The sequence below is a fragment of the Streptomyces roseolus genome, assembly GCF_014649855.1.
In the GTDB taxonomy this organism is placed as follows: Bacteria; Actinomycetota; Actinomycetes; order Streptomycetales; family Streptomycetaceae; genus Streptomyces; species Streptomyces roseolus.
This window is the reverse complement of the sequence record NZ_BMTV01000003.1, coordinates 94,961-108,572: the sequence shown is the minus strand read 5'-3', so window position 1 is coordinate 108,572 and position 13,612 is coordinate 94,961. Positions and strand designations below refer to the sequence as shown.

The following is a 13,612-nucleotide window of genomic DNA, read 5'->3' as shown; positions in this document are numbered from 1 at the left end:
AGCATGAGCACAGCAGCGAGCAGGCGCCGTCCCGCGACCATCCACGACGTGGCCCGCGAGGCCGGCGTCTCGCGCGGCACCGTCTCCCGCGTCCTCAACGGCGGCCACTACGTCAGCCCCGCGGCCAAGGCGGCCGTCGACGCCGCGATCCGCAGAACGGGGTACGTCGTCAACCGGCACGCCCGCTCGCTGATCACCGGCAAGTCCGACTCGGTCGCCTTCCTCCTCACCGAGCCGCAGGAGCGCTTCTTCGAGGACCCCAACTTCAACGTCCTCCTGCGCGCCTGCACCCAGGCCCTCGCCGACCGCGACATCCCCCTGATCCTGATGATCGCGGGCACCGAGGACGAACGCCGCCGCAACCTCCGCTACATCGAGGCGGGCCACGTCGACGGCGTCCTCCTCGTCTCCAGCCATTCCGGCGACCCCGTCGTGGCCCGGCTCCACGAGGCCGGCGTGCCCGTCGTCGCCTGCGGCAAACCGCTCGGCCAGACCACCCGCGTCGGGTACGTCGCCGCCGACGACCGCGACGGCGCCCGCGAGATGGTCCGGCACCTGTACGCCACCGGGCGCCGCCGCATCGCCACCGTCACCGGCCCGCTCGACACCCCCGGCGGCGTCGAACGGCTCGCCGGCTACCGCGAGACCCTCGCCGCGTGCGGACTCCCCGCCGACGACGACCTGATCGTCACCGGCGACTACAGCCGCGCCAGCGGCGCCGAGGGGGCCCGCGCCCTCCTGGAGCGGGCGCCCGACGTCGACGCGGTCTTCGTCGCCTCCGACCTGATGGCCCAGGGCGTCCTCGACACCCTCGCCCGCGCCGGGAAGCGGGTCCCCGAGGACATCGCCGTCGGCGGCTTCGACGACTCCCCGGCCGCGCACGCCTCCCAGCCGTCGCTGACCACCATCCGGCAGCCCTGGGACCGGATCAGCGCGGAGATGGTCCGCACCCTCCTCGCCCGGATAGCGGGCGAGGACCCGGCGACCGTCATCCTCCCCACGGAACTGGTGATCCGCGAGTCCGCCTGATCACCCCGCCGCGAAGCGCGCGCCCCGGACCAGGACGACCTCCAAGGTCCGGGGCCCGTGCACGCCCTCGACCCGGTCCAGCTCGATGTCGCTCGTCGCCGACGGCCCCGAGATCCAGGTCAGCGGCCGCCGCGGGTCGAGCCGCGGCAGCGCCTCCGGCACGGAGGCGACGACCTGCTCCTCGCGGACGACGCACACGTGCAGATCCGGTACGAGACTGAGCGCGCGCCGCCCCTGCCCCGGGCCGCCGTCGAGCACGAGCGTGCCGGTCTCGGCGACCGCGAGCGCGCACCCCGTGACGACGGCGTCGACCGCGTCCAGGGCCGCCGGGGTGAGCCGGTCGTCCGGTACGGGCTCCGCCGCCGTGCCGGCGAGCCACTCCGCCGGCAGCCCGTCGGGCACCACGACCCTACGCGCGCCGCGCTCCTCCAGCCGCCGTGCGATCAGCGCGGGCAGTCCGGCCTCGTCGGTGCGGTGCACATGGGCCCGGTAGTCGGCGAGGTTCTCGTGCAGCAGGTCGAGCACCGCGTCCGGGTCGTCCGGGGTGTGACGGGCGAGGTACGTCCGGGGGACGTCGGGGGTCTCGGGGGCGTCCGCGACGGCGGACCGGATCCGGGCGAGGATCCGTTCGCGGGAGTTCTGGCTCATGCGCGGTCTCCTGGCGGGTCTGCGGGGCGGTTCTTCTTCCACCAGTCGCGGAAGGGCTCGGTGGGCAGTCCGGGCAGGTCGCGGTGGTCCGTCCACTGACGGGCGCCGGGACCGGGCAGCTTCCTGGGGTGCAGCCCGCGGGTTTTGGACGCGAGGCGTTCGCCGGCGGCGAGGACGCCGGGGTGGTCGAGGACCCATCCGGCGGCCTTCATCGCCGCCTTCTCCAGCCGGTGCCCCTTCCCGCCCTGGCCCGCGACCTTCTCCCGCAGGTGCACCAGCACCTCCGGGATGTCGATGGCGACGGGGCACACCTCGTAGCAGGCCCCGCACAGCGAGGAGGCGTACGGCAGGGAGGCGTCGACCTCGCTCGCGGTGCCGCGCAGCTGCGGGGTGAGGATCGCGCCGATCGGGCCGGGGTAGACGGAGCCGTACGCGTGCCCGCCGGCCCGCTCGTACACCGGGCAGACGTTGAGGCAGGCCGAGCAGCGGATGCAGCGCAGCGCCTGCCGGCCGACCTCGTCGGCGAGGGCGTCGGTGCGGCCGTTGTCGAGGAGGACCAGATGGAAGGTCTTCGGCCCGTCGGCGTCCGTCGTCCCCGTCCACATGCTCGTGTACGGGTTCATCCGCTCGGCCGTCGAGGAGCGGGGGAGGGTCTGGAGGAACACCTCCAGGTCCCGCCACTCCGGCACCACCTTCTCCACGCCCACGACGGAGATCAGCGTCTCGGGGAGGGTCAGGCACATGCGGCCGTTGCCCTCCGACTCGACGACGACGAGGGTGCCGGTCTCGGCGACCATGAAGTTCGCGCCGGAGACGCCGACCTTGGCCCGCAGGAACTTCTCCCGCAGGTGCAGCCGGGCCGCCTCCGCCAGTTCGGCGGGGGAGTCGGACAGTCCCTCCGGCGCCGGGCGGCCCCACCTCCCCATGGTGTCGCGGAAGATGTCGCGGATCTCGCCCCGGTTGCGGTGGATCGCGGGGACCAGGATGTGCGAGGGCCGGTCCTCGCCGAGCTGCACGATCAGCTCGGCCAGGTCGGTCTCGTAGGCCCGGATCCCCTCGGCCTCCAGGTGTTCGTTGAGTCCGATCTCCTGCGTGGCCATCGACTTGACCTTGACCACCTCGGTCTCGCCGGTGGCCTTGACGAGGTCCGCGACGATCCGGTTGGCCTCGTCGGAGTCCGCCGCCCAGTGCACCGTGCCGCCCGACGCCGTCACCGCCTCCTCCAACCGCAGCAGGTGCGCGTCGAGGTGACGGAGCGTCCGGTCCTTGATCCGCTTCCCGGCCTCCCGCAGCTCGGCCCAGTCGGCCAGCTCGGCGACCGCCCGCGCCCGCTTGTCGCGGATCGTGTGCGTGGCGTGCCGCAGATTGCGCCGCAGCCGTTCGTCCCGCACCGCCGACCGCACGGCCTCGGGAAAGGCCGGCATTCCCACGAAGACTCCGCTCACCGCCAGGGCTCCTCTTCCGTGCTCGCCAGGATCTCCGCCAGGTGCACCGCCCGCAGCGGCGCCCCCTGCCGGCTCAGCATGCCGCCGACGTGCAGCAGGCACGAGTTGTCCGCGCCGCACAGCACTCCGGCGCCGGTCGACACCGCGTGCGCCACCTTGTCCGCGCCCATCGCCGCCGACACGTCCGGGTTCTTCACCGCGAAGGTGCCGCCGAAGCCGCAGCACTCCTCCGCCCCCGGCAGCTCCACCAGCTCCAGGCCCTTCACCGCGCGGAGGAGGCGGCGCGGCCGCTCGCCCAGCCCCAGCATCCGCAGGCCGTGGCAGGACGGGTGGTACGTGACCTTGTGCGGGAACCACGCGCCGACGTCGGTCACGCCCAGCACGTCGACCAGGAACTCCGTCAGCTCGTGGGTGCGCGGCCCGAGCGCCGCCGCCTCCGGACCGAAGGCCGGGTAGTGGTGGCGGACCATCGCCGCGCACGAACCCGACGGGACGACCACGTGGTCGTACCCGTCGAAGGCGCGGACCGTGCGCCGCACCAGCGGCTCGGTCTCCCGCCGGTAGCCGGTGTTGAACTGGGGCTGCCCGCAGCAGGTCTGCGCCGCCGGGAAGTCCACCTCCACGCCCAGCCGTTCGAGCAGCCGGACGGTGGCCACCCCCGTCGACGGGAAGACGGCGTCGTTGACACAGGTGACGAAGAGGGCGACGCGCATCAGCAGTTCCTCGGGGACGGTTCGAATCGTGCGGCGGCCCGGTCCCAGGCGGAACCGTCGCCCTGCGGTTCGTAGTGTCGCAGGGGCTGGGTCCCGGCGACCAGGCGACGCACGGCGGCCAGGTCGCCCACGAGCCCCGCGGCCCGCGCCTGCACCAGCACGTTCCCCAGCGCCGTGGCCTCCACCGGACCCGCCGTCACCGGCAGGCCCGTCGCGTCCGCCGTCCACTGGCACAGCAGCGGGTTCCGTGCCCCGCCGCCCACCAGGTGGATCCCGCGGAGCTCCCGCCCGGACAGCTCGGCGGCCTCCCGCAGGGTGCGCCGGTGCGCCGCGGCCAGCGACTCCAGGACGCAGCGCAGCACCGCCGCCGGGGCCTCCGGCACCGGCTGACCGGTGCGCCGGCAGTACGCCGCGATCCGCCCCGGCATGTTCCCGGGGGCCAGGAACTCCGGCGCGTCCGGATCGACCAGCGACCGGAACGGCCGCTCCCGAGCGGCCCGTTCGAGCAGCGCCGGCAGGTCCACCACCTGCCCCCGCCCCTCCCAGGTCCTGCGGCACTCCTCCCACAGCCACAGCCCCATCACGTTCCGCAGGAACCGCACCGTGCCGTCGACGCCCCGCTCGTTGGTGAAGTTCGCCGCCCGGGCCTCCTCCGTCAGCACGGGGCCCGGCAGTTCGAGCCCGGCGAGCGACCACGTGCCGCACGACACGAACGCGACGGCGCCGCCTTCGGTCCCGGTGGCGGGAACGGCCACCACCGCCGACGCCGTGTCGTGCGAGGCGACCGCCGTCACCGGCGTGCCCGCCGGCAGTCCGGTGTACTCCGTCACGTACGGAAGCAGCGTCCCCGCCGGATCGCCGGGCGCCCGCAGCGGCGGCAGCAACGCCGGACCGATGCCGACCGCGTCGAGCAGCCCCCCGGCCCACGTGCCCGTCCGGACGTCGAACAGCCCGGTCGTCGACGCGTTCGTCTCCTCCGCCCCGACCGTCCCCGTCAGCCAGTACGTGAACAGGTCCGGCATGAGCAACAGGGTCCGTGCCGAGGCGAGTTGGGCGGAACCGGCGGCAGCGGCCAGCTGGAAGACCGTGTTGAACGGCAGGTGCTGGAGCCCGGTCGTGCGGTACAGCGCCGCCGCGCCGCCGACCCGCTCCCACACCCCTTCCGCGACCCCGTCGGTCCGCGCGTCCCGGTAGTGGAACGGGGCGCCGAGCAGCGCCCCGTCGGCGTCGAGCAGCCCGTGGTCGACCGCCCAGGCGTCCACCCCGACGGAGTCCACCGGGCCCGGACGGGCCGCCGTCCGCAGCCCGTCCAGGATCCCCTGGAACAGGCCGAGCGCGTCCCAGCGCAGCCCGTCCGGCAGCCGGACCGGCACGTTGGGGAAGCGGTGCGCCTCGGCCAGTTCCAGGACGCCGGGCCCGACCCGGCCGACCATGACCCGTCCGCTGGTGGCCCCCAGATCGGCCGCCGCGAAGGTCCCGGTGCGCCCGCCCGCCGGGGGAAGGCCGCGGCTCCTCGCGGGGAGTCCGCCCGTCGCGGGAATTCCGTTCATCGCAGGAAGGCCGCGGCGACACCCGCGTCGACGGGCACGTGGAGACCGGTGGTGTGGGTGAGGTCCCCGCCGGTGAGCGCGAAGACGGCGTTCGCCACGTGCTCCGGCAGCACCTCCCGCTTCAGCAGCGTCCGCTGCGCGTAGAACTCGCCCAGCTTCTCCTCCTCGACGCCGTACGTCGCCGCCCGCCGCGCCCCCCAGCCGCCGGCGAAGATTCCGGAACCGCGCACCACCCCGTCCGGGTTCACGCCGTTCACGCGGATCCCGTGCTCGCCCAGTTCGGCGGCGAGCAGCCGGACCTGGTGGGCCTGGTCGGCCTTGGTCGCCGAGTAGGCGATGTTGTTCGGGCCGGCGAAGACCGCGTTCTTCGACGCGATGTACACGATGTCGCCGCCCAGGCCCTGGGCGGTCATCACCCGGGCCGCCTCGCGGGAGACCAGGAAGGAGCCCCGGGCCATGATGGCGTGCTGGAGGTCCCAGTCCTCGGCCGTGGTCTCCAGGAGCGGCTTGGAGATCGAGATCCCGGCGTTGTTGACCACCAGGTCGATCCCGCCGAACGCCAGCAGCGCCTCCCGGAAGGCGGCTTCGATCGCCGCCTCGTCCGTCACGTCCACCGTCACGGCCACCGCCCGGTCCGGACCGCCGAGTTCGGCCGCGACCTCCGCCGCGCTCCCGGCGTTCACGTCCGCCACGACCACGCACGCGCCCTCCGCGGCGAGCCGCGCCGCGATCGCCCGCCCGATGCCGCTGCCCGCTCCGGTCACCAGCGCCACCCGGGTCGCCAGCGGCTTCGGCCTCGGCATCCGCCGCAGCTTCGCCTCCTCCAGCTCCCAGTACTCGATGCGGAACTTCTCCGCCTCCTCGATCGGGGAGTACGCCGACACCGCCTCCGCGCCGCGCATGACGTTGATCGCGTTGACGTAGAACTCGCCCGCCACGCGGGCCGTCTGCTTGTCCTTGCCGAAGGAGAACATCCCGACCCCGGGCACGAGCACGATCGCCGGGTCGGCGCCCCGCATCGGCGGCGAGTCCGGCAGCGCGTGCCGGTGGTAGTAGGCGGCGTACTCCTCGCGGTAGGCGGCGTGCAGCTCCCGCAGCCTGGCCACCGTCTCGTCGAGGGGGGCGGTGGGCGGCAGGTCGAGGACGAGCGGCCGCACCTTGGTGCGCAGGAAGTGGTCGGGACAGGAGGTGCCCAGGGCGACCAGGCGCGGGTGCGCGGAGCGGGACACGAAGTCGAGGACGGTCCCGGAGTCGGTGAAGTGGCCGACCTGCGGCCGGTCCTGGGAGGCGAGCGCGCGGACGTACGGGGCGAGCGCGGCGGCCCGTTCCCGGCGCAGCCTCTCCGGCAGCGGCTCGTACCCGTCGACGACCGGCCCGAAGGGCTCGGGGCGTCCGCGCTCGGCGAGGAAGGCCTCGGCGGTGCGGACGATGTGCAGCGCGTTGCGCTCGCACTCCTCGGAGGTGGCGCCCCAGGCGGTGATGCCGTGCCCGCCGAGGACCACCCCGATGGCCTCCGGGTGGGCTTCCCTGACGGCCGCGATGTCCAGGCCGAGCTGGAATCCGGGCCGGCGCCACGGCACCCAGGCCACCTTCCCGCCGTAGCACTCGGCGGTCAGCTTCTCCCCGTCGGCGGCGCAGGCCAGCGCGATGCCCGCGTCCGGGTGCAGGTGGTCGACGTGGGGCGCGTCGACCAGGCCGTGCATGGCGGTGTCGATGGAGGGGGCGGCGCCGCCCTTCCCGTACAGGCAGTGGTCGAAGGCGGCGACCATCTCGTCCTCGCGCTCCACCCCCGGGTAGACGGAGGCGAGGGCGCGGAGCCGGTCGAGCCGGAGGACGGCGAGTCCGTCCTCGGTGAGGGTGCCGAGGTCGCCCCCGGAGCCCTTCACCCACATCAGCTCCACGTCCCCGCCGGTGACCGGGTCGGGCGCGGAGCCCTTCGCGGAGGCGTTGCCGCCCGCGTAGTTGGTGACGGTCGGGTCGGCGCCGAGACGGTGGGCGCGGGCGAGGAGGGCGGCGACCTCGGGGTGGGTGCCGGGAGTCATGGCGGTCTTCTTTCCTGAAGTCCTGGAAGGGGGTGGGTGAGGGGGAGGAGGGGTTACGCGCCCCAGCCGGCCTGGGCGCCGCCGACGCGCTCGGAGGCGACGCGCTCCAGGCGTCCGGAGCGGAGGGTGGCGACCACCGGGTCGGGGCCGAGGCCCTGCTCCTCGCGGAGTTCGCGGAGGAGGGGGCGCACGTCGGTGGCGTAGGCGTCCATCAGGACGGCGTTGGCGGCGAGGACGTCGCCCTCACGCTGGGCGGCGGTGAGCGCGTCGGCGTCGACGAGGAGGGCCTTGGCGGTGGCTTCCTGGACGTTCATCACGGAGCGGATGACGGCCGGGACCTTCGCCTCGATGTTGTGGCACTGGTCGAGCATGAAGGCCACGTTCGCGGCCGGGTCGAGACCGCCGTTCTTCGTGACCTCGTGCATGATCCGGAAGAGCTGGAAGGGGTCGGAGGAGCCGACCATGAGGTCGTCGTCGGCGTAGAAGCGGGAGTTGAAGTCGAAGCCGCCGAGCCTCCCCTCGCGCAGGAGGAAGGCGACGATGAACTCGATGTTGGTGCCCGGTGCGTGGTGCCCGGTGTCGACCACGACCTGTGCCTTCGGGCCGAGCTCGATGCAGTGGGCGTACGCGGTGCCCCAGTCCGGGACGTCGGTGGTGTAGAAGGCGGGCTCGAAGAACTTGTACTCGAGCAGGATCCGCTGGTCGTCGCCGAGCCGCGCGTACACCTCGGCGAGGCACTCGGCGAGCCGGTCCTGACGGGCGGTGACGTCGTCCTGGCCGGGGTAGTTGGTGCCGTCGGCGAACCACAGCTTCAGGTCCGTCGACCCGGTGGCGTCCATGATGTCGACGCACTCCAGGAGGTGACCGACGGCCTTGCGGCGCACCTTGGGGTCGGGGTGGCAGACGCTGCCGAGGCGGTAGTCGTCGTCCTGGAAGGTGTTGGAGTTGATCGCGCCCAGTTCCAGGCCGCGCTCCTTCGCGTACGCGGCGAGGGCGGCGTAGTCGTCGACCCGGTCCCACGGGATGTGCAGGGAGACCTTCGGCGCGACGCCGGTGCGGGCGTGCACCTCGGCGGCGTCGTCCAGTTTCTCGTAGGGGTCCCGGGGCACGCCGGGCTGCGCGAACACCTTGAAGCGGGTGCCGGAGTTCCCGTAGCCCCAGGAGGGGGTCTCGATCCGCTGGGCGGCGAGGGCGGCCTTCACGGCGGCGATGTCGGGCATGTCCACCTCAGTGTGTTCAGTCGAGTTCAATGAATCGATTCAGTCGACTGGGAAGCTAGCCTGCACCCAAGGTGTCGTCAAGGTTCTTGACCACGGTGGCGACGGGGATCTAGCGTCCGTGCACGGAGGAACTGAAACATTTCAAGTCGAGGAGCCGTCGTGCAGAGGGTCTGCTTCCTGCTGAAGGTCCGTGCCGAGCGGACGGAGGAGTACCGGGCGCGCCACGCCGAGGTCTGGCAGGAGATGCGCGAGGCGCTCACCGCCTCCGGCTGGCACAACTACTCGCTCTTCCTCCGTGAGGACGGCCTGCTCGTCGGCTACCTGGAGACCGAGGACTTCGAGCGCGCGAAGACCGCCATGGAGGCCACCGAGGTGAACGCCCGCTGGCAGGCCGGGATGGGCGGCTTCTTCGAGGAACTCGACGGCCGGCGGCCGGACGAGGCGATGCGCCCCCTGACCGAGGTCTTCCACCTCGCGTGAGCGGAGCCGCATAGGATGCGACAGGTGGCGGCGACCCCGCGCGGACGGGGCGGAACGGGCAGGACGGACGACCAGGTGGCACGCAGGTGGAACGGGTGACGGGCCCCGCGCGCGGCGCCGGGAGGACCGGGGGCGGGACGACCGGAGGCGCGAAGACGGCCGCCGGTCGGTCGCCCGCGGGGGAGACGCCCGCCGGTCGGTCGCCTGCGGGGGAGTCGGCTGCGGGTCGGTCGCCCGCGGGGGAGTCGGCGCCCGGTCGGTCGCCCGCGGGGGAGGCCCTCGCCCGGGAAACGGCAACCGGGCAGGCGCACGCCGGCCCGGGGCCCGGCGAACGGGCGGCCGCCGATCCCGCACCCGCCGACTCCGCCGGCCAGTCGCCGGGCGGGCCGACGCCCGCCGGTCAGGTCTCCACCGCCCCCGCCCCCGCCGGTCCCCCCAGGAGTTCCTCCCCCGGCGGTCCGGCCGCCGGGCGGACCGTCGGGATCAAGGACGTGGCGCGGGAGGCCGGGGTCTCCGTCGGCACCGTGTCCAACGTGATCAACCAGCCGGACCGGGTCTCCCCGTCCACCCTGGAGCACGTCCGGCGGGTCATCGACCGGCTCGGCTACGTCCGCAGCGAGTCCGCGCGCCAGCTCCGGGCGGGCCGCAGCCGGATCGTGGCGCTGCTCGTCCTCGACATGGGCAACCCCTTCTTCGTCGACATCGCGCGCGGCGCCGAACGCACCGCGCGCGCCGCCGGACTCGGCGTCATGGTCTGCAACAGCGACCAGAACCCCGGCGACGAGGCCGACTACCTCTCCCTCTTCGCCGAACAGCGGGTCCGCGGCGTCCTCGTCACCCCCGCCGACGCCGGTGGCGGCAACCTCCGCGACTTCCGCCGCCACGGCATCCCGTACGTCCTCGTCGACCGGGTCGGCGGGGACGGCGGCGGCTGCTCGGTCTCCGTCGACGACGTCGTCGGCGGCTCGCTCGCGATCCGCCACCTCGTCGCCACCGGCCACCGCACCTTCGCGTACGTCAGCGGCCCCGCCCACCTCCAGCAGGTGCGGGACCGCCGCGAGGGCGCGCTGCTCGCCCTCGCCGAGGCCGGACTGCCCGCGAGCGCGCTCCGGGAGCTTCCGGCGGACCGGCTCGACGTGGCCTCGGGCCGCGACGCCGGCTCCCGGCTCCTCGGCCTCGCCGACCGCCCCACCGCCGTCTTCTGCGCCAACGACCTGCTGGCCCTCGGCGTCCTCCAGGCGCTGTACGCGGCCGGGGTGCGGGTCCCGGAGGACATGGCGATCGTCGGCTACGACGACATCGAGTTCGCGGCGGCCGCGACCGTCCCGCTCACCTCCGTGCGCCAGCCGGCCCTGACCCTGGGGGCCCGGGCCGCCGAACTGCTCCTGGAGGAGACCGGCGAGGCGGCGGCGGACCACCGGCACCAGCGGGTGGTGCTCCAGCCGGAGCTGGTCGTCCGCCGCTCCACGCTTACCACCCGCTGACGCCGCTCCAGGGGCGCCGGGCTCAGCGCCGTACGCCGAGCAGGTGCTCCAGGGCGAGCTGGTCGAGCCGCTCGAAGGCCATCGAGCGGCTCGCGGCCGCGTCGACGTCGAAGGTCTCGTACGCGGTCGGGTCGGCCAGCAGCTCCGCGAGGCCCTCGGGCGCGGTCGGCGCGGCGAGCTCCGGCAGCCGGGAGGCGGCGAGCGCCTCCCGGACCTCGGGGTCGGCGCGGAAGGCGGCCGCCTTCTCCTTGAGGATCAGGTAGTTGCGCATGCAGTTCTTCGCCGACTCCCAGACGCCGTCGGAGCCGTCGGTGCGCACCGGCTTGAAGTCGAAGTGGCGCGGCCCGGTGTAGCCGGCGGATTCGAGCAGGTCGACCAGCCAGAACGCCTGCCGCAGGTCGCCGGCGCCGAAGCGGAAGTCCTGGTCGTACTTGATGCCGGACTGGCCGTTGAGGTCGATGTGGAAGAGCTTGCCCGCCCACAGGGCCTGCGCGATGCCGTGCGGGAAGTTGAGCCCGGCCATCTGCTCGTGGCCCGTCTCCGGGTTCACGCCCACGAGTTCGGGCCGCTCCAGGCGTTCGATGAAGGCGAGGGCGTGGCCGATGGTGGGCAGCAGGATGTCGCCGCGGGGCTCGTTCGGCTTGGGCTCGATCGCGAACCGCAGGTCGTAGCCCTGCTCGGTGACGTACTGCCCGAGCAGGTCGAAGGCCTCCTTCATCCGGTCCAGGGCCACCCGCACGTCCTTGGCCGCACCCGACTCGGCGCCCTCGCGCCCGCCCCAGGCGACGTAGGTGGTGGCGCCGAGCTCGACGGCCAGGTCGATGTTCCGGATCGTCTTGCGCAGCGCGTAACGGCGCACGTCCCGGTCGTTGGCGGTGAAGCCGCCGTCCTTGAAGACCGGGTGGGTGAAGAGGTTGGTGGTCGCCATGGGGACCTTGAGGCCGGTGCGGTCCAGGGCGTCCCGGAACCGCTTCACGACGGCCTCGCGCTCCGCCTCCGGCGCGCCGAAGGGGATCAGGTCGTCGTCGTGGAAGGTGACGCCGTACGCCCCGAGCCCGGCCAGTCGCTCGACCGACTCGACCGGGTCCAGGGCCGGGCGGGTGGCGTCGCCGAAGGGATCGCGGCCCTGCCAGCCGACGGTCCACAGGCCGAAGGTGAAACGGTCCTCGGGGGTGGGGGAGAAACGCTCGGGCATGGGCGGATCCTTCTCTGGCGGGCTGCTGACGGATGCTGGCGGCCGGATTTGTTTTCTGAGATAACTAATACGCCACGGGTGCCCCGGCACGCCAGCCCCCCACAGGGCGACAGAGATGAGAGAAGAGGTACGCGCATGCCCGCGAACGGCTCCGCCGTGAACCGCTCGGCCGCGAACGGCTCGGCCGCGAACCGTCCGGCCGCGAACGGCCCGATCGCGAACGGCCCGATCGTGATCGGCGTGGACAGCTCCACGCAGTCCACCAAGGCCGTCGCCGTCGATGTCGCCACCGGCGACGTGCTCGGCCTGGGCCGCGCCCCGCACACCGTCACCGGCACGAACGGCGCCCGCGAGAGCGACCCCGAGGAGTGGTGGACCGCCCTCGTCACCGCCGTCCGCGCGGCCGTACGCGAGGCGGGCGCCACCCCCGCGCAGGTCACCGCCATCGCCGTGGCGGGACAGCAGCACGGCCTCGTCGCCCTCGGCGCCGACCGCCGCCCGCTGCGCCCCGCCCTCCTCTGGAACGACACCCGCTCCGCCCCCCAGGCCGCGGCCCTCACCGACGCCCTGGGCGGCCCGAAGGCATGGCTGGAACGCACGGGCTCCGTCCCGGTCGCCTCGATGACCGCGGCCAAGTGGCAGTGGCTGCGCGAGCACGAACCCCACCACGCCGAGGCCACCACCGCCGTCCGCCTCCCGCACGACCTGCTCACCGAACGCCTCTCCGGCGAGGCCGTGACGGACCCCGGCGACGCCTCGGGCACCTGCTGGTACGCCCCCGCCGACGGGGCCTACGCCCCCGACCTCCTCGACCTCCTCGGCCTCACCCCCGCGCACCTGCCCGCGGTGGCCCCCACCGGTGCCGCCCGCGCGGGAACCCTCACGGCGGCGGCCGCCGAGGCCCTCGGCCTGCCCCGCACGGTGGCGGTCGCGGCCGGCACCGGCGACAACATGGCCGCCGCCGTCGGCCTCGGCCTCGGCGCCGCCGGCCTCCTCGACCACCCCGTCGTCAGCCTCGGCACCTCCGGCACCGTCTTCGCCGCCACCCGCACCCGCCCCGCCGACCCCGCGCTCGCCGGCTTCGCCGCCACCGACGGCACCCACCTCCCCCTGGGCTGCACCCTCAACTGCACGCTCGCCGTCGACCGCTTCGCCACCCTCCTCGGCCTCGACCGCGAGAACGCCCTCCCCGGCGGCGAGACCGTCGTCCTCCCGTACCTCGACGGCGAACGCACCCCCGACCTCCCCGCCGCCTCAGGCCTCGTCACCGGCCTGCGCCACGCCACCGACCCCCGCGCCGTCCTAGGCGCCGCCTACGAAGGCGCCGCCTTCACCGTCCTGCGCGCCCTCGACGGCCTCCTCACCGCCTGCGGCCTCGACCCCACCGACCCGTCCGTACGCGCCCGCCCCCTCCGCCTCGTCGGCGGCGGCGCCCGAGGCCGCACCTGGACCGACACCATCCGCCGACTCTCCGGCCGCCCCCTCGTCCTCCCCGCCGCCACCGAACTCGTCGCCCTGGGCGCCGCCGCCCTCGCCGCCGCCACGACCACCGGCGAGGACCCCGTCGCCCTCGCCACCGCCTGGGGCACCGGAACGGGCGACACCCTGGAGGCGCTCCCCCGGGACACGGAGACGTGGGACCGGATCGAGGGGGTGCTGGGGGCGGCGAGGACGGGGCTGCTGGCCTGACTGGATCCCGGATCCCGGATCCCGGATCCCGGATCCCGGATCCCGGATCCAAATGTCGGATATCGGATCCTGCATCCACGATCCGGGATCCCGGATCCAATCTTCTGGATCCAACCC

Annotated in this window: 11 protein-coding genes; 4 read left to right on the top strand and 7 right to left on the bottom strand. The window is 74.1% G+C overall.

Translation table 11 applies throughout. The features are described from left to right. Positions 1 to 3: 3 nt before the first annotated feature. Entirely contained in the window at positions 4 to 1,029 is a 1,026-nt protein-coding gene (locus IE245_RS04380) for a LacI family DNA-binding transcriptional regulator (RefSeq protein WP_189945378.1), read from the top strand. Here the strand turns inward: IE245_RS04380 and IE245_RS04375 are convergent, their stop codons facing one another. Genes IE245_RS04375 through rhaI form a run of 6 tightly spaced genes read right to left on the bottom strand, consistent with a single transcriptional unit; the run spans position 1,030 to position 8,647 of the window. Further along, positions 1,030 to 1,677 (bottom strand): LutC/YkgG family protein, encoded by a 648-nt coding sequence (locus IE245_RS04375; protein WP_189945377.1) that lies wholly within the window; start codon positions 1,675 to 1,677, stop codon positions 1,030 to 1,032. Beyond that, a complete protein-coding gene (locus tag IE245_RS04370; protein WP_189945376.1) occupies positions 1,674 to 3,122 on the bottom strand; it encodes a LutB/LldF family L-lactate oxidation iron-sulfur protein in 1,449 nt (482 codons plus the stop codon). The genes IE245_RS04375 and IE245_RS04370 overlap by 4 nt, the downstream gene beginning before the upstream one ends. Further along, positions 3,119 to 3,835 carry a (Fe-S)-binding protein gene (locus tag IE245_RS04365; RefSeq protein ID WP_189945375.1) on the bottom strand — a complete coding sequence of 239 codons (717 nt, stop codon included), beginning with the start codon at positions 3,833 to 3,835 and terminating at the stop codon, positions 3,119 to 3,121. The genes IE245_RS04370 and IE245_RS04365 overlap by 4 nt, the downstream gene beginning before the upstream one ends. Further along, positions 3,835 to 5,385, bottom strand: a complete 1,551-nt coding sequence (locus IE245_RS04360) for a rhamnulokinase (protein ID WP_189945374.1) — start codon at positions 5,383 to 5,385, stop codon at positions 3,835 to 3,837. The genes IE245_RS04365 and IE245_RS04360 overlap by 1 nt, the downstream gene beginning before the upstream one ends. After that, positions 5,382 to 7,427 carry a bifunctional aldolase/short-chain dehydrogenase gene (locus IE245_RS04355; protein ID WP_189945373.1) on the bottom strand — a complete coding sequence of 682 codons (2,046 nt, stop codon included), beginning with the start codon at positions 7,425 to 7,427 and terminating at the stop codon, positions 5,382 to 5,384. Before IE245_RS04355 ends, IE245_RS04360 begins: the two co-directional genes overlap by 4 nt. Positions 7,428 to 7,480: 53 nt before the next feature. Then, positions 7,481 to 8,647: an L-rhamnose isomerase gene (rhaI, locus tag IE245_RS04350; RefSeq protein WP_189945372.1), complete on the bottom strand. Its 1,167-nt coding sequence runs from the start codon at positions 8,645 to 8,647 to the stop codon at positions 7,481 to 7,483. Between the two features lie 159 nt (positions 8,648 to 8,806). Here rhaI and IE245_RS04345 point away from each other — a divergent pair, with 159 nt between their 5' ends. Together IE245_RS04345 and IE245_RS04340 are read left to right on the top strand one after the other, a co-directional pair. After that, on the top strand, positions 8,807 to 9,127 hold the full coding sequence (locus tag IE245_RS04345) for an L-rhamnose mutarotase (protein WP_189945371.1): 321 nt from the start codon (positions 8,807 to 8,809) through the stop codon (positions 9,125 to 9,127). A gap of 482 nt (positions 9,128 to 9,609) precedes the next feature. Further along, positions 9,610 to 10,611: a LacI family DNA-binding transcriptional regulator gene (locus tag IE245_RS04340; protein ID WP_189945571.1), complete on the top strand. Its 1,002-nt coding sequence runs from the start codon at positions 9,610 to 9,612 to the stop codon at positions 10,609 to 10,611. A gap of 22 nt (positions 10,612 to 10,633) precedes the next feature. On the opposite strand, the gene xylA is transcribed toward IE245_RS04340, so the two are convergent. Beyond that, on the bottom strand, positions 10,634 to 11,806 hold the full coding sequence (gene xylA / locus IE245_RS04335) for a xylose isomerase (RefSeq protein WP_189945370.1): 1,173 nt from the start codon (positions 11,804 to 11,806) through the stop codon (positions 10,634 to 10,636). Between the two features lie 213 nt (positions 11,807 to 12,019). Between xylA and xylB the strand changes: the two genes are divergently transcribed. Beyond that, entirely contained in the window at positions 12,020 to 13,495 is a 1,476-nt protein-coding gene (gene xylB / locus IE245_RS04330; RefSeq protein ID WP_229851085.1) for a xylulokinase, read from the top strand. The last annotated feature ends 117 nt before the right edge of the window (positions 13,496 to 13,612 follow it).

What these genes read in the sequence shown, in the direction of transcription:
- IE245_RS04380 (WP_189945378.1), top strand. Translation starts at nt 4, where the DNA reads ATGAGCACAGCAGCGAGCAGGCGCCGTCCCGCGACCATCCACGACGTG.
- IE245_RS04375 (WP_189945377.1), bottom strand. Translation starts at nt 1,677, where the DNA reads ATGAGCCAGAACTCCCGCGAACGGATCCTCGCCCGGATCCGGTCCGCC.
- IE245_RS04365 (WP_189945375.1), bottom strand. Translation starts at nt 3,835, where the DNA reads ATGCGCGTCGCCCTCTTCGTCACCTGTGTCAACGACGCCGTCTTCCCG.
- IE245_RS04360 (WP_189945374.1), bottom strand. Translation starts at nt 5,385, where the DNA reads ATGAACGGAATTCCCGCGACGGGCGGACTCCCCGCGAGGAGCCGCGGC.
- IE245_RS04355 (WP_189945373.1), bottom strand. Translation starts at nt 7,427, where the DNA reads ATGACTCCCGGCACCCACCCCGAGGTCGCCGCCCTCCTCGCCCGCGCC.
- rhaI (WP_189945372.1), bottom strand. Translation starts at nt 8,647, where the DNA reads ATGCCCGACATCGCCGCCGTGAAGGCCGCCCTCGCCGCCCAGCGGATC.
- xylA (WP_189945370.1), bottom strand. Translation starts at nt 11,806, where the DNA reads ATGCCCGAGCGTTTCTCCCCCACCCCCGAGGACCGTTTCACCTTCGGC.